General features: G+C 57.1%; 24 protein-coding genes. 8 read left to right on the forward strand and 16 right to left on the reverse strand.

Annotated features, from left to right (window positions below; all coding sequences use genetic code 11):
• The first annotated feature begins 2 nt into the window (after positions 1–2).
• Positions 3–986 (forward strand): class 1 fructose-bisphosphatase, encoded by a 984-nt coding sequence (locus ACK4FF_RS14585; protein ID WP_409710890.1) that lies wholly within the window; start codon positions 3–5, stop codon positions 984–986.
• 9 nt (positions 987–995) lie between these two features.
• On the opposite strand, the gene ACK4FF_RS14590 is transcribed toward ACK4FF_RS14585, so the two are convergent.
• Positions 996–2,594, reverse strand: coding sequence for a M48 family metallopeptidase (locus ACK4FF_RS14590; RefSeq protein ID WP_409710892.1), 1,599 nt, complete (start codon positions 2,592–2,594; stop codon positions 996–998).
• A 125-nt stretch (positions 2,595–2,719) separates the two neighbouring features.
• On the opposite strand from ACK4FF_RS14590, the gene moaC reads away from it, so the two are divergent.
• Complete coding sequence (gene moaC / locus ACK4FF_RS14595; RefSeq protein WP_409710894.1) at positions 2,720–3,190, forward strand: cyclic pyranopterin monophosphate synthase MoaC; 471 nt, start codon at positions 2,720–2,722, stop codon at positions 3,188–3,190.
• A 55-nt stretch (positions 3,191–3,245) separates the two neighbouring features.
• Here moaC and ACK4FF_RS14600 read toward each other — a convergent pair whose 3' ends face one another.
• The 14 genes from ACK4FF_RS14600 to miaB all read right to left on the reverse strand — a co-directional run bounded on the left by ACK4FF_RS14600 (position 3,246) and on the right by miaB (position 16,258).
• Positions 3,246–3,785, reverse strand: a complete 540-nt coding sequence (locus tag ACK4FF_RS14600; protein ID WP_409710896.1) for a pilin — start codon at positions 3,783–3,785, stop codon at positions 3,246–3,248.
• Positions 3,786–3,980: 195 nt separating this feature from the next.
• Positions 3,981–4,868 carry a succinate--CoA ligase subunit alpha gene (gene sucD / locus ACK4FF_RS14605; protein WP_409710898.1) on the reverse strand — a complete coding sequence of 296 codons (888 nt, stop codon included), beginning with the start codon at positions 4,866–4,868 and terminating at the stop codon, positions 3,981–3,983.
• 79 nt (positions 4,869–4,947) lie between these two features.
• Complete coding sequence (sucC, locus tag ACK4FF_RS14610) at positions 4,948–6,114, reverse strand: ADP-forming succinate--CoA ligase subunit beta (protein WP_409710900.1); 1,167 nt, start codon at positions 6,112–6,114, stop codon at positions 4,948–4,950.
• A gap of 257 nt (positions 6,115–6,371) precedes the next feature.
• Entirely contained in the window at positions 6,372–6,884 is a 513-nt protein-coding gene (locus tag ACK4FF_RS14615) for a regulatory protein RecX (RefSeq protein WP_409710902.1), read from the reverse strand.
• Positions 6,885–7,035: 151 nt separating this feature from the next.
• Positions 7,036–8,103, reverse strand: coding sequence for a recombinase RecA (gene recA, locus ACK4FF_RS14620; protein WP_409710904.1), 1,068 nt, complete (start codon positions 8,101–8,103; stop codon positions 7,036–7,038).
• A 61-nt stretch (positions 8,104–8,164) separates the two neighbouring features.
• Positions 8,165–8,650, reverse strand: coding sequence for a CinA family protein (locus ACK4FF_RS14625; RefSeq protein ID WP_409710906.1), 486 nt, complete (start codon positions 8,648–8,650; stop codon positions 8,165–8,167).
• 17 nt (positions 8,651–8,667) lie between these two features.
• Positions 8,668–9,138, reverse strand: coding sequence for a phosphatidylglycerophosphatase A (locus ACK4FF_RS14630; RefSeq protein WP_409710908.1), 471 nt, complete (start codon positions 9,136–9,138; stop codon positions 8,668–8,670).
• Between the two features lie 32 nt (positions 9,139–9,170).
• Positions 9,171–10,256: a thiamine-phosphate kinase gene (gene thiL, locus ACK4FF_RS14635; RefSeq protein ID WP_409710910.1), complete on the reverse strand. Its 1,086-nt coding sequence runs from the start codon at positions 10,254–10,256 to the stop codon at positions 9,171–9,173.
• 12 nt (positions 10,257–10,268) lie between these two features.
• Entirely contained in the window at positions 10,269–10,727 is a 459-nt protein-coding gene (nusB, locus tag ACK4FF_RS14640) for a transcription antitermination factor NusB (protein WP_409710912.1), read from the reverse strand.
• Positions 10,720–11,223 carry a 6,7-dimethyl-8-ribityllumazine synthase gene (gene ribH, locus ACK4FF_RS14645; RefSeq protein ID WP_409710914.1) on the reverse strand — a complete coding sequence of 168 codons (504 nt, stop codon included), beginning with the start codon at positions 11,221–11,223 and terminating at the stop codon, positions 10,720–10,722. The genes nusB and ribH overlap by 8 nt, the downstream gene beginning before the upstream one ends.
• The gene (ribBA, locus tag ACK4FF_RS14650; RefSeq protein WP_409710916.1) at positions 11,220–12,344 is read right to left on the reverse strand and encodes a bifunctional 3,4-dihydroxy-2-butanone-4-phosphate synthase/GTP cyclohydrolase II; all 1,125 of its coding nucleotides are present in this window, start codon (positions 12,342–12,344) and stop codon (positions 11,220–11,222) included. Before ribBA ends, ribH begins: the two co-directional genes overlap by 4 nt.
• A 39-nt stretch (positions 12,345–12,383) precedes the next feature.
• Positions 12,384–13,919, reverse strand: coding sequence for an apolipoprotein N-acyltransferase (lnt, locus tag ACK4FF_RS14655; protein WP_409710918.1), 1,536 nt, complete (start codon positions 13,917–13,919; stop codon positions 12,384–12,386).
• Entirely contained in the window at positions 13,916–14,839 is a 924-nt protein-coding gene (locus tag ACK4FF_RS14660; RefSeq protein WP_409710920.1) for an HlyC/CorC family transporter, read from the reverse strand. The genes lnt and ACK4FF_RS14660 overlap by 4 nt, the downstream gene beginning before the upstream one ends.
• Before the next feature lie 69 nt (positions 14,840–14,908).
• Positions 14,909–16,258 carry a tRNA (N6-isopentenyl adenosine(37)-C2)-methylthiotransferase MiaB gene (gene miaB, locus ACK4FF_RS14665; RefSeq protein ID WP_409710922.1) on the reverse strand — a complete coding sequence of 450 codons (1,350 nt, stop codon included), beginning with the start codon at positions 16,256–16,258 and terminating at the stop codon, positions 14,909–14,911.
• 156 nt (positions 16,259–16,414) lie between these two features.
• Between miaB and coq7 the strand changes: the two genes are divergently transcribed.
• Positions 16,415–17,101, forward strand: a complete 687-nt coding sequence (gene coq7, locus ACK4FF_RS14670) for a 2-polyprenyl-3-methyl-6-methoxy-1,4-benzoquinone monooxygenase (RefSeq protein ID WP_409710924.1) — start codon at positions 16,415–16,417, stop codon at positions 17,099–17,101.
• Here coq7 and ACK4FF_RS14675 read toward each other — a convergent pair.
• Entirely contained in the window at positions 17,098–17,520 is a 423-nt protein-coding gene (locus ACK4FF_RS14675) for an OsmC family protein (protein WP_409711158.1), read from the reverse strand. The genes coq7 and ACK4FF_RS14675 overlap by 4 nt on opposite strands.
• Positions 17,521–18,050: 530 nt before the next feature.
• On the opposite strand from ACK4FF_RS14675, the gene rplM reads away from it, so the two are divergent.
• The 5 genes from rplM (at position 18,051) to ACK4FF_RS14700 (ending at position 21,184) form a co-directional block, all read left to right on the forward strand.
• A complete protein-coding gene (rplM, locus tag ACK4FF_RS14680; RefSeq protein WP_409710926.1) occupies positions 18,051–18,479 on the forward strand; it encodes a 50S ribosomal protein L13 in 429 nt (142 codons plus the stop codon).
• Between the two features lie 8 nt (positions 18,480–18,487).
• Positions 18,488–18,880 (forward strand): 30S ribosomal protein S9, encoded by a 393-nt coding sequence (gene rpsI / locus ACK4FF_RS14685; protein WP_409710928.1) that lies wholly within the window; start codon positions 18,488–18,490, stop codon positions 18,878–18,880.
• Between the two features lie 112 nt (positions 18,881–18,992).
• A complete protein-coding gene (gene argC / locus ACK4FF_RS14690; protein WP_409710930.1) occupies positions 18,993–20,036 on the forward strand; it encodes an N-acetyl-gamma-glutamyl-phosphate reductase in 1,044 nt (347 codons plus the stop codon).
• Positions 20,037–20,049: 13 nt separating this feature from the next.
• Positions 20,050–20,772, forward strand: coding sequence for a DUF6776 family protein (locus ACK4FF_RS14695; protein ID WP_409710932.1), 723 nt, complete (start codon positions 20,050–20,052; stop codon positions 20,770–20,772).
• 10 nt (positions 20,773–20,782) lie between these two features.
• On the forward strand, positions 20,783–21,184 hold the full coding sequence (locus ACK4FF_RS14700; protein ID WP_409710934.1) for a polymer-forming cytoskeletal protein: 402 nt from the start codon (positions 20,783–20,785) through the stop codon (positions 21,182–21,184).
• Positions 21,185–21,203 lie beyond the last annotated feature (19 nt).

The following is a 21,203-nucleotide window of genomic DNA, read 5'->3' on the forward strand; positions in this document are numbered from 1 at the left end:
CCATGAGTACCACGACCCTGTCCGCTTACCTGGCCCAAAACCAGGCGGCGAACCCGGCGTTGACCACCCTGCTGGAAGCCATTGCTGCTGTCTCGCAGGATATTTCCGCAGCGGTTCACAAAGGGGCCTTGGGTGGCGTACTGGGCAGTGCTGAAACAGAGAATGTGCAGGGCGAAACCCAAAAGAAGTTGGATATCATCGCCAATGACATGCTGTTAGAAGCTTTGGCCCGCACAGGCGTGGTCGCCGGCATGGCCTCTGAAGAACTGGATGATTGCTCCCCTGTTCCGGGGCAAGCGGACAAGCCCTATCTGGTGTTGTTCGACCCATTGGACGGGTCCAGCAACATTGACGTGAATGTGTCGATCGGCACCATCTTTTCAGTGCTGAACAATCCGGGTACCGGCGAAATCACCAACGCCAGCTTTCTGCAGAATGGCCGCAAACAGGTGGCCGCAGGCTACGTGGTGTACGGTCCACAAACATCCCTTGTGCTGACCTTGGGCCAAGGGGTGTGCGCCTTCACACTGGACCGCGAAGCGGGTCAGTACGTGATGACCACCGAATCCATGCAAGTGCCTGCGGACACCAAGGAATTTGCGATCAACATGTCCAACCAGCGCCACTGGTACCCGCCAGTCCAGCAATACATTGCTGAACTGCTGGCCGGCAAAACCGGCGTACGTGAAAAAGATTTCAACATGCGCTGGATTGCCTCCATGGTGGCTGATGTACACCGCGTACTGACGCGCGGCGGCATTTTCATGTACCCCAAGGACCTGCGGGACCCCAACAAACCCGGCAAGCTTCGCCTGATGTACGAAGCCAACCCAATGAGCTTTTTGATTGAACAGGCTGGCGGCCAATCGTACGACGCAGCCACCCGCATCATGGACATTGAACCCACCGACCTGCACCAGCGCTGTGCAGTAATGCTGGGCTCAGCCAACGAGGTTGAGCGGGTTGCCCGCTACCACGCGGGCTGATTAAACGCGTTAATTGCCCAAAGCCCGCATGGCGTCGCGCTCCTCATCGGCGCGGCGCTTGTATTCGCGCTGTTTGGCGTCGATTTCCGCCAACAGGTAGTAATTGTCCCTCGCATATTGACGGGCAATTTGCGTTTGTTCCACTGCGGGCAGGAATGCGCCGCGAACACTGTAGGACTGGGCGAGATACAGGTGGTGGTCAGCCTTTTTACCCAAGGCCAGAGACGATTGGGCCAACAACTCGTACAGTTGCGGGCTGGAGCGGAATACTTGGGTGATGTCTTTCAGATAGGTGTCAGACAACTGAAACAGCCCCAAGCGCTGCAAGCCGTCGGCGTACAACACCTTCACTGGAAAGTCGTTTCGATAATCCTGCTTCAGTTGTTCGAGCTGGTCGTACAGGGCCTTTTCCTGCGGAGTCAGGTCGGCAACACCCCTTGCGGGGCGTGACGTGGCCGCCATGCCGGAAGGTGGCAAGGACACGTCCATCGTCGCATTCAACACCTGGGTGCGCAACATGAATGGCCCCGGGTTGTTCTTCACCGCAGCCTGCCCCTGACGGTACAGGGCCAGCGCCTGTTCGGCCGCTTTCTGAGACTCCGGCTTTTTGCCCATGGCTGCATAAACCAGCGATTGCCCATAGGCCATGGCCACGGGGTTGCGGAAGCCCTCTTGCTCATTGGGCCCATTCAGGCTTCTCAAACGGTCGGCCAACTGTTGCGAGGTTTTTTCCCCAAACACCAATGCACGCATGCGCAACAGCTCAAAGTCCAAAGGGGCTTCAGACCGCTGTGTGCGTTTGGCGGCATCAATCCCGGCTCGGTTGCGAATGTCGGCAATACGCTCTGTGGTCAACGGGTGGGTGCGCAAATACACCGGTGCGTTGTTCTCGTACAAGCGCGAGGCAATTTGCAGGCGTCCAAAAAAATCCACCATGGACTGCGTGTCAAAACCAGCCTGCTGCAAGGTCAGGAAGCCCACACGGTCCGCTTCCCGCTCAGCATCCCGGGAAAAAGCCAACTGCTGGTCGATGGAAAAACCTGCACCCGCAGCCATCAAGCCAGTGGCGGCCTGAGGATTGCTACCCGCCACCAACAAGGCGGCGATCATGGCTGCCGCCGACACCAAAGAAGTCTGTTTTTGTTGGCCGAACCGGCGAGCAATGTGCCGCTGGGTAACGTGCCCCACTTCGTGAGCCAGCACCGAGGCCAACTCAGACTCGTTACGGGCCGTCGCAATCAAGCCGGTGTGTACCCCAATGTACCCACCGGGCATGGCAAAAGCGTTGATGGACTTGTCGGTCACCAGAAAAAACTCAAAATTGGCCGGTGACTCCCCAGCCGCCTGAGCAATCCGACCACCCAAGCGGGCCAGATAGGCCGTGATTTCAAGATCACCATTGACCAAGCCATAGGCTTTGTAGTCACGCATGATCAGGGCACCGAGTCGCCGCTCATCCTGCACCGACAACTCAGCACCGCCCGCGTCGCCCAAACTGGGCAAGCTGCTGATGACATCCGTCTGCCCTGCCGCTGTCACCGCGGACAAGGCCATGACAGCCCCTGCCAACAGGGACAAACAGTAACTTTTCTTGAAATGCAAAGCCATGTGGAGAGCAACCTGAGTGGGTGTCTGGGTATGATAGCGCGATGGCCGCCAAGTTCCTTCTGAATTGAGAGGACTTGCTGATTTGGCCCATATTTCCTCACAGCACCCAGCCCTCAGGACCTGTTATGAACGATTTGACCCATTTTGATGCCCAAGGCAATGCCCACATGGTTGACGTGGGGTCAAAAGTGGCGACGGAGCGCAAAGCAGTGGCCACAGGGCGGATTCGCTTGGGCCAAGCGGCTTTTGAGGTACTGCGGCAGGGCAGCAGCAAAAAAGGGGATGTGCTGGGGGTGGCCCGTATCGCAGCCATTCAAGGCGCAAAAAAGACTTCGGACCTGATTCCGCTGTGCCACCCGCTGCCGCTTACCCGCCTGGCAGTTGAATTCGAGTTACGTGACGATACTTTTGAAGTGGTGTGCACCTGTACGGCTCAAACCGTGGGCCAAACCGGGGTAGAAATGGAAGCACTGACGGGTGTTCAGGTAGGCCTGTTGACCATTTACGACATGCTCAAGGCCATCGACAAAGGCATGGTGATGCTTGAAACCCGGCTGGTCGAGAAAAAAGGCGGCAAAAGTGACTTTGCCGCCTGAGAGTTGCTTGACTGGTCTGGACATTGCCCCCAGCGCCAGCCTGTCAACCCTGTGATTAAGTCGCCAGCGCGCCGTTGCGGCAGCTGGCAGGCATGAAGTCCAGTGCGCTCTGTGCAGCGGCGCCTCCTCCACTGGTCAACAGCGTACACCTCCAGCTCTCAATAACCTCGCCGTTGGCCAGGGCACCACCACTTGGATCCAAAGGCTGCAGCACAATAATATGACCACGAATTGCCGTGGGCAACGGGCTGGTAGTGGCGGAAGTCAAGGTCACCCGAATTGAGGGAACTGCCGTGTTGATTGCAACGGATGCCACGTTATCGGTACTCAGGTCGGGACAGTTTGCATCTGCAAGAGTAGCGGGCAATGCGCCACGGGTGGAGTAGAACTCCACAAAGCCGGTTTTACACTGCTGGGCGTAGTTGATGGCTTCAGATACACGCGCACGGGCCAGGTAGTTTGCAAAGGCGGGCACGGCGATGGCCGCCAGCACACCAACGATGGCAATGGCAATCATCAATTCAATCAGGGTGAAGCCCGCTTGACCTGTGCGGCGTTGAGCGGCAAAGCGGGTATTGCGGAGTGTGCGAATCATACGAAGTCCTCGGAAGGGAAACCATGGAAGCTTCATTGTGGGGAGCGTGTTCCAACTTCATCACCCCCGGCTTGGTGTGTTTAACCAACACCCCCTGTGTTGGGTAAGTGTGAGTGACTCCCCTTGAATACCCCGTATGAATGAAAAAAGCCCGGTGCATGGCACCGGGCTTTCCGAGACTCAAGCTACTGCGATTTACAGGCCAATGGCCTTTTTCAGCAGGCGGCCCATTTCTGAAGGATCCTTGGTGACGGTAATGCCACAGGACTCCATCACAGCCAGCTTTTCCTGGGCAGTGCCTTTACCACCAGAGATGATTGCACCGGCGTGGCCCATGCGTTTCCCGGGGGGCGCAGTCACCCCTGCAATGAAGCCGACCACGGGTTTCTTCATATTGTCTTTCACCCAGAGCGCCGCTTCTTCTTCGTCACTACCGCCGATTTCACCAATCATCACCACGGCATCGGTATCAGGGTCATCATTGAACATGCGCATCACGTCGATGTGCTTCAATCCGTTGACGGGGTCGCCACCAATACCCACAGCGGTGGATTGGCCCAAGCCAAGTTCAGACAATTGACCGACTGCTTCATAGGTCAGAGTACCGGAACGAGACACCACACCGATACGGCCTTTTTTGTGGATGTGGCCGGGCATGATGCCGATCTTGATTTCGTCAGGTGTTATTACACCGGGGCAGTTGGGGCCAACAACCACGGTTTTGCGGCCTTCCTTGCGCATGCGGTCACGTACTTCAATCATGTCACGCACAGGAATACCCTCGGTGATACAAATGACCAAATCCAGGTCGGCTTCAACCGCTTCCCAAATGGCTGCTGCCGCAAAGGGGGGCGGCACATAGATGACGGAGGCATTGGCACCAGTCTGCTTCTTGGCATCAGCCACAGTGCCATAGATGGGCACGCCCTCAAAATCTTCACCGGCTTTTTTGGGGTTTACGCCCGCGACAAAACAGTTTTTCCCGTTGGCGTATTCACGGCACATGCGCGTGTGAAACTGACCGGTTTTACCGGTGATGCCTTGGGTAATGACCTTGGTGTCTTTGTTGATCAAAATGGACATTGTTCGAATCCTTGTCAGTGGCCTGCCCTCTCTGGGCAAGCGCTGTATCAGTTCATGTGAGGTGTTTCAGCCGTTCAACTCAAGCGCCTTGGGTGGCTGCAACCACTTTTTGCGCAGCTTCGCCCATGGTGTTGGCGGAAATGATCGGCAAGCCCGAATCGGCAAGAATCTTCTTGCCCAAGTCTTCGTTGGTGCCCTTCATGCGCACCACGAGCGGCACTTTCAGGCCCACGGCCTTGGACGCAGCCACGACACCATCGGCAATCACGTCACAGCGCATAATGCCGCCGAAAATGTTCACCAGAATTGCTTTGAGATTGGGGTTTTTCAACATGATCTTGAAGGCTTCAGTCACCTTCTCGGTGGTGGCACCGCCGCCCACGTCCAGGAAGTTGGCTGGCTCACCGCCGAACAGTTTGATGGTGTCCATGGTCGCCATGGCCAAGCCAGCACCATTGACCAGGCAGCCGATGTTGCCGTCCAAAGAAATGTAGGACAAATCAAACTTGCTGGCTTCAATTTCAGCAGGGTCTTCTTCAGCCAGATCGCGCAGGGCAACGATGTCTGGATGACGGTGCAACGCGTTGGAATCGAAGTTCAGCTTGGCGTCCAGGGCAATGATGTCGCCACTGCCAGTCAGAATCAGTGGGTTGATCTCGGCCAGGCTGGCGTCAGTGTCCCAGAATGCCTTGTACAAGCCTTGAAAGGCCACACGCGCTTTGGCCACAGAAGCAGCCGGGATACCAATCTTGGTGGCCAGGCTGTCGGCTTCTGCATCGGTCAATCCGGTGACCGGGTCAACAAACACCTTGTGAATGAGTTCGGGGGTGTGCTCAGCCACTTCCTCGATTTCCATACCGCCTTCGCTGGAGGCCATCACGCACACGCGCTGAGTTACGCGATCCACAACCATGCCCACGTAATACTCTTTCTTGATGTCGGCACCCTCTTCAACCAGCAGACGGCTCACCTTTTGACCTTCAGGGCTGGTTTGGTGGGTAATCAGCTGCATGCCCAGAATCTGGCTGGCGTAGGTTTTCACATCGGCCATACTCTTGGCCACTTTCACACCGCCGCCTTTGCCACGCCCACCGGCGTGAATCTGGGCCTTCACCACCCACACTGGACCGCCCAGCTTTTCCGCTGCGGCCACCGCCTCATCAACGGAGAAACAGGGATAACCTGTGGGCACAGCCACGCCATACTTCTTCAGGATTTCTTTGCCTTGGTACTCATGAATTTTCATGTGGATTCCTTGCTGGTGAAGTTAATGCGCGCCAATAGGACTGGAATAGGCCCATCGACAAAACTGATTGGAAGTGTTTGTTCGCGTGACAGCGCAAGAGTCGACCACATGGAACCATGGGGGCGAGAAAGAGACACGACGGGCGTGGTGATGATCGGTGTTGATCCCATTCTTTGCTTCTTGTGTCGTTAACCAACGCTTCGTTGGGCAACTAGACTATCACTTCTATTGAAACACATAAGCCAGCGCGCATGATATCACGCTTCGGGTTCACAGGCCTCAGTGAAATCCCTCCATGCCTTGGAGGCATTTCCCGCCTCAAAACCTCGAGCACCCAAACCACGGAGCGCCTTGGCCTTGACCTGTTGCTGGCTTAGACGCCTCAGCGACGGGTCTTCGATGGCCAGAGCATGGGCCCATGCCGCGGAATAGCGCCGGGTGAGCCAATCGAAAGCCCGCTGGCGCTCATCGAGGACCACCTCATCCGAGTCGTCTACATTACAGACTAGGGAGTTTGCCTTGCCAGATCCTGACAAGCCATGTTGGGCTAACTCATGTGCAATCGCCCGATCACCCAGGTTTGGGGCTTTGCGCCGAACCACAGACCGGATGAACCGAGTGTCCGACTGAAACTGATGCTCGCGAACCCAAGCCAAGGCCTGGACGATCTCATCCTCGGAATAGCCTTTGGCACTGAGTTTGCGCGTTAATTCAAGTTGACTGTGCTCGCGACGAGCAAGATAAGACAAGGCCTTAGCCTTGGCTGACATGCCAGGTTTGGCAGGCTGGCGGGAAGTGCCGACAGACTTGGAAGAGCCCGGCGATTGCGGCGAATCGCCATGCCCGTGTAGTGAGTGGGGATGAGTGGCCGGCCCCGGACTGAGTTGCTCGAACTCGTCGTCGTCCGGCCTTGGGGCAGAATCAGGCCGCCTCGGACTCATCGTTGGCGCTGCCAGCACTCAAACCACTGAGAACACGCACGCCCAGTTTGTCGCGTACCTTGTTCTCGATTTCCTGAGCAATGGCTGGGTTGGCTTTCAGGAACTCACGTGCATTGTCTTTGCCTTGGCCGATTTTTTCACCGTTGTAGGCATACCACGCACCCGACTTGTCAACGAAGCCATGCAAGACGCCTAGATCGACAATCTCACCCTCACGGGAAGTACCCTGACCATACAAAATGTCGAACTCCGCCTCTTTGAATGGGGGGCTCACCTTGTTTTTCACCACTTTGACTCGGGTTTCGTTGCCGATCACCTCATCGCCTTTCTTGATGGAGCCAATGCGGCGAATATCCAGGCGCACAGACGCGTAAAACTTCAAGGCATTGCCGCCTGTGGTGGTTTCGGGGCTGCCGAACATCACACCGATTTTCATACGAATCTGGTTAATAAAGATCACCAGACAATTGGTTCGTTTGATGTTGGCGGTCAGCTTGCGCAGGGCTTGACTCATCAAACGGGCCTGCAAACCGGGCAGGGAGTCACCCATGTCGCCTTCAATTTCGGCCTTGGGTGTCAGGGCAGCGACAGAGTCGATAATGACCAAATCCACCGAGCCAGAGCGCACCAGTGCATCAACGATTTCCAGCGCCTGTTCGCCCGTGTCGGGCTGGGAAATCAACAGGTCGGAGAGGTTGACACCCAGCTTCTGAGCGTATTGCACATCCAACGCGTGCTCGGCGTCAATAAAGGCACAGGTACCGCCCATTTTCTGCATCTCGGCAATAACCTGAAGGGTCAAGGTGGTTTTACCGGACGATTCTGGGCCGTAGATTTCAACCACCCGACCACGGGGCAAGCCACCGATGCCCAAGGCAATGTCCAAGCCCAAGGAACCAGTGGACACGGCCTGAATGTCGTTTTCGACTTCATTTTCGCCAAACCGCATGATGCTGCCTTTGCCAAACTGCTTTTCAATTTGGCTGAGTGCGGCCGCCAAGGCCTTCACTTTGTCTGCGGATTGGTTTTTAGTCCTCAAGTCGTCCATGGTCTGCCTTTCTTGGTTCGGTTGCGAATGGACACATTGTGCCACAACTTTTACTGTTTATCTATACAGCCTTTTTGAGTGATACTCGGCTCAGGATTTCTAACCCGGTCTGTACCGCTTGGCGTCGTACTTCCTCTCGATCGCCCGCGAACACGTGATGAAATGCCTCAATCGAACGGTGGCGAACAGCCAGGCCGTACCAAACGGTGCCCACTGGCTTGTCCGGGGTTCCGCCGCCGGGCCCGGCAATGCCCGAGATGGACAAGCAGCAGTCCACCCCCAAGGCCACCATGCCCCCATTGGCCATTTCCTTGACGCACTCCTCACTGACCGCACCGTGTTCGTTCAGGGTGCTTTCACGCACGTACACCGACTTCATTTTGACGGTGTTGGAATAAGTGATAAGCCCGCCCTCAAAAAAATCACTGGCGCCGGGCAAGCTGGTGATGGCCTGCCCCAAGCCACCGCCTGTGCAGGACTCAACAACACCGAGTTTGCCGCCAGCCGCCCTGAAAGCGGTGGCAATGGTCTGAAGCAACTGATTCATGTCGTGTGTCATCCGATTCACCAGCCCAGATAGCGCACGCCCAAGGCCAACGTCAGCAAAGTCATCAGGGCCGCAACGATGTCATCCAGCATCACACCGAAGCCGTGTTTGAAGCGGCGATCAAACCAGCGTATGGGTGGCGGCTTCACCATGTCAAAGAACCGAAAAACCACCACACAGCCCAACTGGCCCAGAGGGCTTGAAAATTGAGGGGAGGCAACCCAAAGCACCAGCCAGATGGCGATGATTTCATCCCACACAATGCTGCCGTGGTCGGCCACGCCCAAAGCGCGCCCAGTGATGTGACAGGCCACACAGCCCAAGAAAAAGCCGCCCAGCAGCAGCGCAACCCAGGCAGAACCCGTCAGATGAGGGTTTATCCAGACATACAACAACCAGCCCATCAAAGTGCCAAAGGTGCCGGGGATAACCCAAGACAGCCCACTGCCAAACCCCAGGGAAATCACATGGGCCGGGTGGCTTAGCATGAATCGCCAGGTTGGCCGTCGAATTGCGAGGTTCATGGCGTTGACGCCCAAGGTTGAAAGTGATCGTACGATTGGGACTGCACCGGACGCAGCCCCGATAACGGATTGTGCAACAAAACGCCTTGCCCTTGAACCACTTCCCCCACACACGTCAGGTCATATTCACTGGCCAGTGTGGCCATTGACGCTGTTTCGGGGGCCGAGAAGAACAATTCATAATCGTCGCCCCCAATCAACACCTGTTGCAACCACCAGCCGTGAATATCGGCCAGCCCATCCGTGTACGCCTGGCCCAAGGCTTTCGACCACAAGGCCTCCAGAGCATCCTCATTGAGGATCAACTGGCACTGGCTTTGGCGGGCAATGTGTTGCGCATCACCAGACAACCCGTCGGAAAGGTCGAGACACGCGTGGGCTTTACCCCTCAACGCCACACCCAGGGCCAGCCTGGGCGCTGGCCTGTGCAAGCGATCATGGGCAGTCTGAGTAATGTGCTCGGGCACCTTCGACAAGAAGGCGTTGAACTGGGGGTGTTCCGCCTCCGGCAGCACTGCCGACAATTGCCCCCGGCGCTGATACTCCAGAAGCAGACCAAGACGCGCCAAACCGGGCAAACCACTGACCCAAAGGCCATCGCCGACTTGAGCGGATGAACGCAAGAAACCCATGTGCGCAAGGCTGCTGCGCCCAAACACGGTGATGGACAGGGTCAAGGGCCCGCCTGTGACCATGCGTGTGGTGTCACCGCCCACCAGAGGGCAGTCATACTGAGTTGCAGCTTCCAGCAACCCTTGAGCCAAGTCAGGCAGTTGGGTGAAAGCCGTTGAAGGCACGGCCAGGTTCAGGGTGAAAGCCACTGGAGTGGCCCCAGCGGCTGCCAGGTCAGACAGGTTGCTGGCCAGGGCCTTAAAACCGACATCGTCCAGACGGTGGCCATCGAACCAATGAATGCCGGCCACCAAAGTGTCGGTGGACACCCACAGGCGCTCGCCCTTGGGCAATTCCAGTGCCGCACAATCGTCCCCGATGCCCACCGGCAACAGCCCGGCATGTTTGGCCCTCAGGCCAGAAAACGGCTCACGAAAACAGCGTTCAATGAACTCGAACTCAGCCGTCATGGCGGGTCTGAGTTATTGGGCCCGAATTTCTGCAGCGCGGGCGTTGGCCGCCACTTTGTCGAGCACACCGTTGACGAATTTGTGTGCATCGGTGCCACCGAAGGTTTTGGTCAACTCCACGGCCTCGTTGATCACCACCCGGTAAGGGATGTCGAGGTGGTTGTTCATCTCGTGCGCGCCCAGAATCAGCACGGCCTTTTCAACCGGGCTGAGTTCATCCCAGCCCCGGTCCACGTGCGGTTCAACCTGCTGGATCAGGGTTTCCAGATTGCGCACACTGCCATGAAGCAGTGACAGATAGTGCTCCAGATCGGCCTTGTCAAAACCCGGCGCATCCCGCAGGTGTGCGTCAATCACCCCAATTTCAGACGGGTTGAGAAACCACTGGTAAAGGCCCTGCAACGCCAATTCACGCGAGCGGCGGCGGGCGTTTCGGGGGTGTGACCGGCGGCCTTGTTCAGCGTCACTCATCGTCGCCTTCTCCGCTCAGCCCTGGCAGGTTGTCATCCAGAGTCATCATCAAATTGCCCATTTCAACGGCGCAACGGGCGGCATCGACGCCCTTGTCTTCAATGCGCTCAATGGCTTGGTCTTCGGTGTAGGTGGTCAGAATCATGTTGACCACAGGAATGTCGTTCTCGATAGAGACCGTGGACACACCTCGGGCACTTTCGTTGCACACCAGTTCAAAATGATAGGTGTCACCCTTGATGACGCAACCCAAGGCCACCAGCACATCAAATTCGCCGGACTGCGCCAAGCGCTGCAAGCTGATGGGAATTTCCATGGCGCCGGGTACAGTCAGGTGAAGAATGTCTTCATTCAATACACCCAAGCGGAGCAATTCGCTGCAGCAGGTGCGCCACAAACCGTCGGTGATTTCCTCGTTGAAGCGGGCTTGCACCACACCCACTCGGATGCCATCGCCATTGAGGTTGGCAGGCACGCTGCCGGGTTTGTTGCTCATTGCTGTTCTCCACTGACATAGCCCGAAACGGACAGATCAAACCCCATCATGCTGGGCATTTTGCGAGGGCGTGACAACAATTTCATGCTGGTCACCCCCAAATCCTTGAGAATCTGGGCACCCACGCCATAAGTCCGCAAGTCCGGGCTGGAGCCTGCGCCCTTGCGGGATGTGCTGCCCTTGCTTTCGATGTCATCCAGCGATGCGAACTGCCCCAGCAAACGGTCAGACGACACGCTGCAATTGAGCAGGACGATGACGCCGGCACCGGCCTCAACAATTTTCTTCATGGCTGAGGGAATCGAATATGAGTGCTCGGACAACTCCGCTTCAAGGAAGTCGAGCATTGAGGTTGGTTCGTGTACACGGACCAGGACTTCTTCGCCCGCTTTTGGCTGGCCGTACACCAAGGCAAAGTGAGCGCTGCCCGTCGGTTTGTCGCGATAGGCCACGCAATTGAACACACCCTCGGTGGTGGTGATTGGGCGCTCATGCAGGCGCTCGATCAAGGACTCGTGCGCACTGCGGTATTGAATCAGGTCCGTGATGGTGCCGATCTTCAAGCCATGTTCACGGGCGAATTCAATGAGGTCAGGCAGACGGGCCATGGTGCCGTCGTCTTTCATGATTTCACAGATGACCGACGCGGGCGTCAAACCCGCCATGGCAGCCAAGTCACAACCGGCTTCGGTGTGGCCAGCGCGCATCAACACACCGCCAGACACCGCTGACAACGGAAAGATATGGCCCGGCTGTACCAAGTCTTCGGGCTTGGCATTGCGATTCACAGCCACACGGATGGTGTGAGAACGGTCGGCGGCGGAAATTCCGGTGGACACGCCTTCAGCGGCCTCGATGGACACTGTGAAATTGGTGCCATGAGATGAGCCATTGGCCTGCACCATGGGTCGCAAGCCCAATTGGCGACAACGCTCTTCGGTCAGTGTCAGGCAGATCAGCCCACGGCCATACTTGGCCATGAAGTTGATGGCTTCAGGGGTGACAAAATCGGCCGCCAACACCAAGTCGCCTTCATTCTCACGGTCTTCTTCATCCACAAGAATGACCATGCGACCGTTGCGCAATTCTTCGACAATTTCAAGGACAGGGCTGATGGACATGGTTTGGGTGTGATTCGATGAGTTGCCGCTATTGTACGCTCAGGAGATGGGCCTGACGCGAGTAATCCTGTGGAACGCCGCCCCTAGAGCAAGCGCGCACAGCGTCCACCACAGCCACGTGCCAATGCGCGAAAAGAGGGTTGCCCCTTTGCGGCCCTCAATGCGGGCTCGCCACACAACAGCTTGACCGCGCTCGGCTTGGGTCAGCCATTGACCGTCTGGGCCGACCACGCCCGACAAGCCGGTGTTGGTGACCCTCAAACCCGGTTTGGCCAATTCAGCAGACCGGGTTCGCCCAATCTGGGCGTGCTGGTCCAAGGCCCAGGTTTGCCCAAACCAAGCCAAGTTGCTCAAATTGACCAGCACCGTGGGCTCATGATCTGCACTTTGAATCAAGGCCACCAGCTCGGACGAAAAAATGTCCTCGTAACACACGGTGGCAGCCATCCGCTGCCCGTTGAATTCTAGGGTGCGCAAAGGGCCACTGCCCCGCGAAAATTCGCCCAGCGGGATGTTCATCAGGCTGACAAACCACTGAAAGCCCCAAGGAATGAATTCCCCGAAAGGCACCAAGTGGCGCTTGTCATGCCGCTCAGTAGGCACCAGCAGGGCCTCACCGGTTTCCTGCCCCCGAAGCAGCACGATGGAGTTGAAGTAGTCGTAACCGTCCTGCGTGGCTGAGCCCATCAGCACGCCTGTGTGCCCCGGTTTGGCAAAATCGCGGAAACGTTCGCGCCACACATTCGGTGTGTCGGCCCACACCAAGGGGTTCACCGTTTCCGGAAACACCAGCAAACCGCCCTCGGGCAGTTGCTGGCTGGCCAAATCACCCAACTCGAAGGCCTGCTGCATGTTGGAGACAATGCGGTCAGGGTCAAACTTGATGCTTTGATCCACATTGGTTTGCACGCCCGCCACATCCAGATAACCACTGGTGTGGGTCACCGGGCGCTGCGGCCCCAGAATCGACAGCCCTACTCCCAGTGTCAACAGCCCCACAAGGGCCAGGGGGCTGACGCGTTCCCGCTGGACAACCGCCAACAGGATGGAAACAAGCAAACCGCCCATCCACAGCAACAGAAAGGACAAGGCGGAACCACCCAGCCAAGGCAACAGCACAGCAAACGGAGAATCCACCAAGGCATCGCCCAGGTTCAGCCATGCAAAACCGGTGAACAGGGTTGAACGGCACCATTCAGCCAATGTCCACAATGCGGCCCACAAGGCGGCATTCAACAGGGGCGCGCCGGGTGCGCGAAACTTCACATACAGGGCTGAGGCCAAGCCGGTGTACAGGCCCAAGTAAAGCGCAAACACAGCGATCGACAACACAGCCAGGGGCGCAGGCAGCCCGCCATAGTGGTTCAAACTGACATACAACCAGTGCACACCCACTGCAAATGCGGAGGTGCCGAAACCCAACCCGAGCCAGAATGCGGATTGGGGGGTATCGCGGCGAAGCATCAGCGGCACCAACAAAGGCAAGCCCAGCCCCACCCACCACCATGAAAATGGGGCAAACGCCAGCACCCAGGCTGCACCGGGCACAGCCCCCCAGACCAATCGAGATTTCATGAACCTGAGGCCTGCCCTTGGGCCGCACCTGCAGCGTCGGTTGAATCAGTGGCACCCTGAGGCAAGCGGCTGACCTTCAACAGGTGAATGACTTTGGCGTCGGCTCGAAGCACCTCGAAAGCCAGAGGAGGCCATTCAATGGCCTCACCCCGCTTGGGCACACGCCCCAAGTGGCCGCAGATCAGGCCACTGATGGTGCCAGCCTGGTCCTCGGGCAACTCGGTGCCAAAGGCGGCGTTGAATTGTTCGAGATCGGTCAGCCCCTTAACCCGGTAACTGCCCAAGGCTTTACCGCGCAGGCTGACAATGTTGTCGGCGTCCTCGTCGTAGTCGTATTCGTCCTCGATATCGCCCACAATCTGCTCGAGTACATCCTCGATGGTGACCAGCCCAGACACCCCACCGAACTCATCCACCACCAAGGCAATGTGATTGCGGTTTTGCCGAAACTCACTGAGCAACACATTGAGGCGCTTGCTTTCGGGAATAAACAGGGCTGGGCGCAACAGGGACTGCACAGACACATCGCTGCGCAACTGGCATTGAAGAAGGTCTTTGGACAACAGCACACCGATGATGTTGTCGCGCTGGCCTTCGTACACCGGGAAACGGGAATGCGCCTTGTCCACTGCAAATTGCAAAATGTCCTGCAATGGGTCAGTCACATTGATAAGGTCCATCTGGGCGCGGGGAATCATGATGTCCCCAGCGGCCAACTCACTGACCTGCATCACCCCCTCGATCATGGAGAGGGCCTCGGCATCCAGAAGTTGCCGCTCATGAGCCTGCAGCAGTACATCGTGCAGCTGTTCTCGGTCCTCCGGCTCGCGCAGCAGAAGCGAGGACAAGCGTTCGAGCAAGCCCCTTTCACGCCGGTGATTCACCGGGCTTAGGGGCTGTATCGTGTGGGGTTCAGACATAAGCTGGGTTCAGGGACCGCAAAACACCATTCAAGAATACCCCAAAACTGCCTGAGGTTTGTTTCAGTGTCACTGCAGCGCAACCTCGGCGGTGACCACCTCACCCCGCAAGGAGTGAGGAAAGGCCTCAACCACGCGAACATCAACCAATTGGCCGACCAGACGCGCATGACCTGCAAAATTCACAACACGATTGCACTCGGTTCGGCCTGACAGCTCCTGAGGATTCTTTTTCGCAGGGCCTTCAACCAAGATGGTTTGAACCGACCCCACCAGCCCCTGGCTGATGCGGGCGGCATTGGCTTCAATTTCTTTTTGCAACACGGCCAGACGGGCCAGCTTGGTGGCCTGGTCCACACCGTCCTCCAGGTCGGCCGCGGGTGTGCCCGGGCGCTGGCTGTAAACGAATGAAAACGAGGTGTCAAAGCCCACGGTGCGAATCAAGTCCATGGTTTTCTCAAAATCGTCTTCAGTTTCGCCCGGAAAGCCGACAATGAAGTCAGATGACATGGACAACCCCGGGCGAATCGCCCGCAGTTTGCGGATGATGGACTTGTATTCCAGTGCGGTGTACCCGCGTTTCATGGCGGCCAGAATACGGTCCGAGCCAGCCTGAACGGGCAGGTGCAGGTGACTGACCAGCTTGGGCAAACGGGCGTAGCACTCAATCAGCCGGGGGGTGAACTCTTTGGGATGGGAGGTGGTGAACCGAATACGCTCAACCCCGGGAATCTCATGCACATAGTCCAGCAGCAAGGCAAAGTCAGCAATTTCGCCATCGGCCATCACACCCCTGTAGGCATTCACATTCTGGCCCAACAGGTTGATTTCCTTGACCCCTTGGTCGGCCAGGTCAGCCACCTCAGTGAGTACATCTTCAAAGGGGCGTGACACTTCTTCGCCGCGGGTGTAGGGCACCACGCAGAAGCTGCAGTATTTGCTGCACCCTTCCATGATGGACACAAAGGCGGTGGCACCCGTGGTTTTGGCCACGGGCAGGTGGTCGAACTTTTCAATTTCCGGGAAGGAAATATCCACCTGCGGCTTGCTGGTGGCCCGCTTTTTTTGGATCAGGTCGGGCAGGCGGTGCAGGGTCTGCGGGCCGAACACCACGTCCACGTAGGGCGCACGCTGCACAATCGCAGCGCCTTCCTGGCTGGCCACACACCCACCCACGCCGATAATCAGGTTGGGGTTGCTCTTCTTCAAATGCTTGACGCGCCCCAAGTCACTGAACACCTTCTCCTGCGCTTTTTCGCGAACTGAACAGGTGTTGAACAGGATGACATCCGCGTCTTCGGGATTGTCCGTGCGCTCCAAACCTTCGGAGTCCCCGAGGACATCGGCCATTTTGTCGGAGTCGTACTCGTTCATCTGACAGCCAAAGGTTTTGATGAAGAGTTTTTTCTTGCTGGTCATAGTGTGGCGTCCATGCCCCCCAACCAGCCGAGCCCGGCGTTGTTCAGCGGGCAATGAGCGGGCACGGGGACGTTATGATTCGTTGCGTGCAGGCCCGGATTCTACCCGGAGTCTTTGATAAAATGAAGAATTGCTGTATTACTTCGGTCACTTGCCATGGCTTTCCGCTTGCCCAATTGGGTCACCCAGTTGACCACCGCCCCCTCGCTTCCAGCGCTACCCAGTGTTGATTCAGTCATTGCCGAAGTGGACAAGGCCCTGAAAACGCTGGCGGCAACCCCGGTGGCCCAGCGCGACAACCCGGGGCATGCAGCCAGCCCCAGCCAACTCGACGACGCTGAAAAAGCCAAAGTGGTGGGTTTGATGCGCGTAAACCATGTTGGGGAAGTGTGTGCCCAGGCCCTGTACCAGGCCCAAGCACTGGCCAGCCGCGACCCTGCCAAAAAAGCCCTGTTTCTGGAAGCCGCCCGGGAAGAAACCGACCATTTGGCCTGGACCCAAGAGCGACTTCAAGAACTTGGGGCCCGGCCCAGCCTGCTGAACCCGCTGTGGTACAGCGGCGCATTCGCGCTGGGCTTTGTGGCGGGTCAATTGGGGGACGGGGTCAGCCTTGGCTTCATGGCCGAAACCGAGCATCAGGTTGAAAAACACCTGAATGACCACTTAGGCCGCCTGCCTGCAGGGGACAGCACTTCGCGTGCCATTCTCCAACAGATGAAAGACGATGAAATTGCCCACGGGCAGACCGCAGTGGCCGAAGGTGGGCAACCTTTGCCATTGCCCGTGAAACTGGCCATGACCGCGATGTCCAAGGTCATGACCACCTTGGCCCAGAAGATTTAATCTTCGACAATCTCGTGGGTGAAGACCAGTTCAGCGGTTTTGCTGAGCATGGCTGATGCTGAACAATACTTTTCGTGGGACAGCTTGATTGCGCGATCCACCAAGCTGGGTTTCAGGTTCCGCCCCACGACCGTGAAGTGGAATTGAATCCGGGTGAACACCTTGGGCTCTTTCTCCGCCCTGTCGGCCAGCAGCTTGACCTTGCAATGGCGCACATCTTGACCGTTCTTGCGCAAAATCAGTACGACATCATACGCGGTACACGCCCCAGTCCCTGAAAGGACTACCTCCATGGGCCGCGGCGCCAAATTATTGCCCCCGCCGTCCACAGCGCCATCCATACACAACATGTGACCACTGCCGGTGGTGGCCACGAACGACATGCCGGGCAAGCCGGACCAAGCGACTTCAACTTCCATCATGAACTCCCTCAATCGGTTCAATTGTTTTGTGCTATGCACAAGAATAGCTGGGAAAAACTAGGGCTTTTCACCAAAACGTTGTTAAATAGTGTCAGTACTGAATGGCCGGTCAATAAAAAATAGATTTAAGTCATTGTTTTTAATGGACTTTATTTTACTCATCCATTTTTTGATTTTCAATTGACTTTTTCGGCCAGACCGACCTTTCTCTTGCACTGCAACAGAAACAGGGATAAACTACAGTCATAGTCATCAGGTAGCAGGCCAAGGCTTCAACAGGCAAACCGCCTCCCCGATGCAAGATTGTCTCCTCCACCCTCCTCCTTTGGTGGATTAAACCCAAGCACTCACGTGCTTGGGTTTTTTTTGCTGCGCGCAAAGTGTAGCCGAAACGGAAAAACTTTGCTAAAATCGCGGGTTACCTGTTGGGAGAGCCCTAGCCGAGGCTGTGGCATGCATTTGCATGTACCGGCCCAGAGAACGGGGGAACAGGTAAAAACACTCCTTTCATTTTTTTAGGAATCAACATGAAAACCTTTTCAGCGAAAGCCCATGAGGTGAAACGCGATTGGTTTGTGATTGACGCATCCGATAAGGTTCTGGGACGGGTAGCCAGTGAAGTTGCACGTCGCCTGCGCGGTAAACACAAGCCTGAGTTCACTCCCCACGTCGACACCGGCGATTTTATCGTGGTCGTTAATGCATCCAAACTGCGCGTGACAGGCACCAAAGGCCTGAACAAAAAGTATTTCCGCCACTCGGGTTACCCCGGCGGTATTTACGAAACCAACTTTGACAAGATGCAAGAGCGTTTTCCCGGCCGTGCGCTGGAGAAAGCCGTCAAGGGCATGCTGCCCAAAGGTCCTCTGGGCTACGCAATGATCAAGAAGTTGAAGGTCTATGCCGAAGCCGAGCACCCGCACAGCGCCCAACAACCCAAACCGCTTGAAATCTGAGGTGCAGCATGATTGGTGAATACAACTACGGCACCGGTCGCCGCAAAAGCTCTGTGGCTCGGGTGTTTATCAAGAAGGGCAGCGGCAAGTTCGTCGTGAACGGTCGCCCCCTGAGCGAATACTTCGCCCGTGAAACAGGCCAGATGGTTGCCCGTCAACCCCTGGTACTGACGGCCAACGAAGAAACTTTCGACATCATGGTCAACGTACGCGGTGGCGGCGAAACCGGTCAAGCGGGTGCTGTGCGCCACGGCCTGACTCGCGCCCTGATCGACTTCGACGCAGAACTGAAGCCCACCCTGTCCAAAGCAGGCTTGGTCACACGTGACGCCCGTGAAGTTGAACGTAAGAAAGTCGGTTTGCGCGGCGCCCGCCGTCGCAAGCAGTTCTCCAAGCGTTAATCCGCCGGTCAGAACACAAAAGCTTCACCCAGCCCTCCTCCCTGCTGGGGTACAATCGAAAGCCGCGCAAGTTTGCGCGGCTTTTTTCTTTGTTGGCTCAGGAATTCCAGACATGATCAAGGTGGGTATCGTAGGGGGCACCGGTTACACCGGTTCCGAATTGTTGAGGCTGCTGGCCCTGCATCCGCAGGTGGAGTTGGCCGCAATTACCTCACGCGGTGAGGTTGGCCAACCTGTGGCCGACATGTTTCCCGCCCTGCGCAAACGCGTGTCGATTGCCTTTTCAGAGCCCACATTCGAGTCACTGAAGCACTGCGACGTGGTGTTTTTCGCCACCCCTCATGGGGTGTGCATGGCACAAGCGGGCGAATTGGTGCGGGCAGGCATACGGGTGATCGACCTGGGGGCTGATTTCCGCCTGAAAAACACCACCGAGTTCGAACGCTGGTACGGCATGCCCCACTCTGAACCCGAACTGCTGAAAACCGCGGTGTACGGCTTGGTGGAAGCCCACCGGGAAGCCATTCGCTCAGCCAGCCTTGTGGGTTTGGCGGGCTGCTACCCCACCGCTGTTCAATTGGCCCTGAAACCCTTGCTGGTGGAAGGGGCACCGCTGATCGACGAGCAATCCATTGTGGCCGACTGTAAATCGGGCGTTTCGGGCGCAGGCCGCAAAGCCGCTGTGGGCAGCCTTTTTTCTGAGGCCAGCGAAAGCTTCAAGGCCTACGGCGTCAGCGGCCACCGGCACCTGCCTGAAATTGAACAAGGCTTGAGCTTGATCTCCGGGCGTCCTTCTCAACTGACGTTCACACCCCACTTGGTGCCGATGGTGCGTGGCATTTTGGCCACAGTGTATGTGCGTTTGAATGAAGCCGGCCAGGCCACTGACCTGCAAGCACTGTACGAACAACACTATCAAGACGAGTTTTTCGTGGATGTCATGCCCAAGGGCGCCTTGCCAGAAACCAAATGGGTCAGGGGCTCCAACTATGTGAGGCTGGCCGTCCATCGGCCGCAAGGGCGCAACACTGCGGTGATCCTGTCCACGATTGACAACCTGGTCAAGGGCGCTTCGGGCCAGGCGGTGCAAGCCTTGAACGTGATGTTTGGCCTGCCCGAACACACCGGGCTGGAACAATTGGCCCTGGCGCCCTGAGGCACCTGCGCTGATGCGTGCAAAAAGCCTGCCGCGCGCCGTACTGCGCACCCTGTTGCCGGGGATGCAGCGCTCCTCCCGAATCGCTTTCGCAAGCGGATTTGGGCTGGGGCTGCTGGTTTTGCTGGCGCTGTCTGTGTATGCGGTGTGGGGCCCTGAAAGCAACCCTGTTCAAGCGTTTTTCACCCGACAGGAAACCACCAGCCTTCGGGAAGGCCTGGAAAATCAACGCAAAGCCAACCTGGACTTGAAAGAGGAAGTGGCGCGTGCCGACGAGCTGTTGAAACTGGACCGCGAGGAGCGCAACAAACTGACCTTGATGATTGCCAACCTTGAGGCCGAAAATGCCCGCCTAAAGGACGACTTGGCTTTCTTCGAAGGATTCATTCCGGGGAACCAAGAGGCCAAAAGCATCGCGCTGCGGCGCTTTCAGGTCAGCCGGGACACTGTGCCCAACCAGTACCGATACAGGGCCCTGCTGATTCAGAGCTCAGACAACCCGCCGGCCAACCTGAATGTGCAATTGCTGGTTAAAGTGTTGAACAATGACAAACCTGCTGTCATAGTGTTGCCTACAGACCCCAACAGCAGCGATCCCCAGTTCAAGATCCGGTTGACCCGCATCTCCAAGGTGGCGGGCACCTTTGTTTTGCCTGCTGACGCCAGCCTCCAGGGCATTGAGTTGCGGATTCTGGAAGGCACCAGTATTCGTGCGCAAGCCAGCACCAAATTGTAGGAGTACCCTCATGTTTACAAAGAAATCCAAACGACTGTTACCCATCCAGAGCCTTGTGGGTTCAGGCATGGCGGTCAAGGGTGATATCCGCTTCAAGGGCGGCATGCGCATCGACGGCGAAGTAGAAGGCGACGTGGTGGCCATGGACGACGAACAGGCCTTGCTGGTGATTTCCGAGACAGGCAAGGTGCGCGGCAGCGTGCGGGTGGGCCACATTGTGGTCAGCGGTTCAATTGAGGGGCCTATCGAAGCCGGTCAATTGCTGGAGCTGCACCCTTCCGCAAATGTGTCCGGTGACGTAAGATACAAGGCATTGGAGATGCACCCGGGTGCCATTGTGGATGGTACTTTGCAGCACGACCAATCCGAAACCAGCCCTGCCCGCCTGTCACTGGCGGCCACCAACGGCTGAAAGGCCCCAAAAGCCATTG

Origin of the sequence: Limnobacter sp., from assembly GCF_046297615.1 — a bacterium.
Lineage (GTDB): Bacteria > Pseudomonadota > Gammaproteobacteria > Burkholderiales > Burkholderiaceae_B > Limnobacter.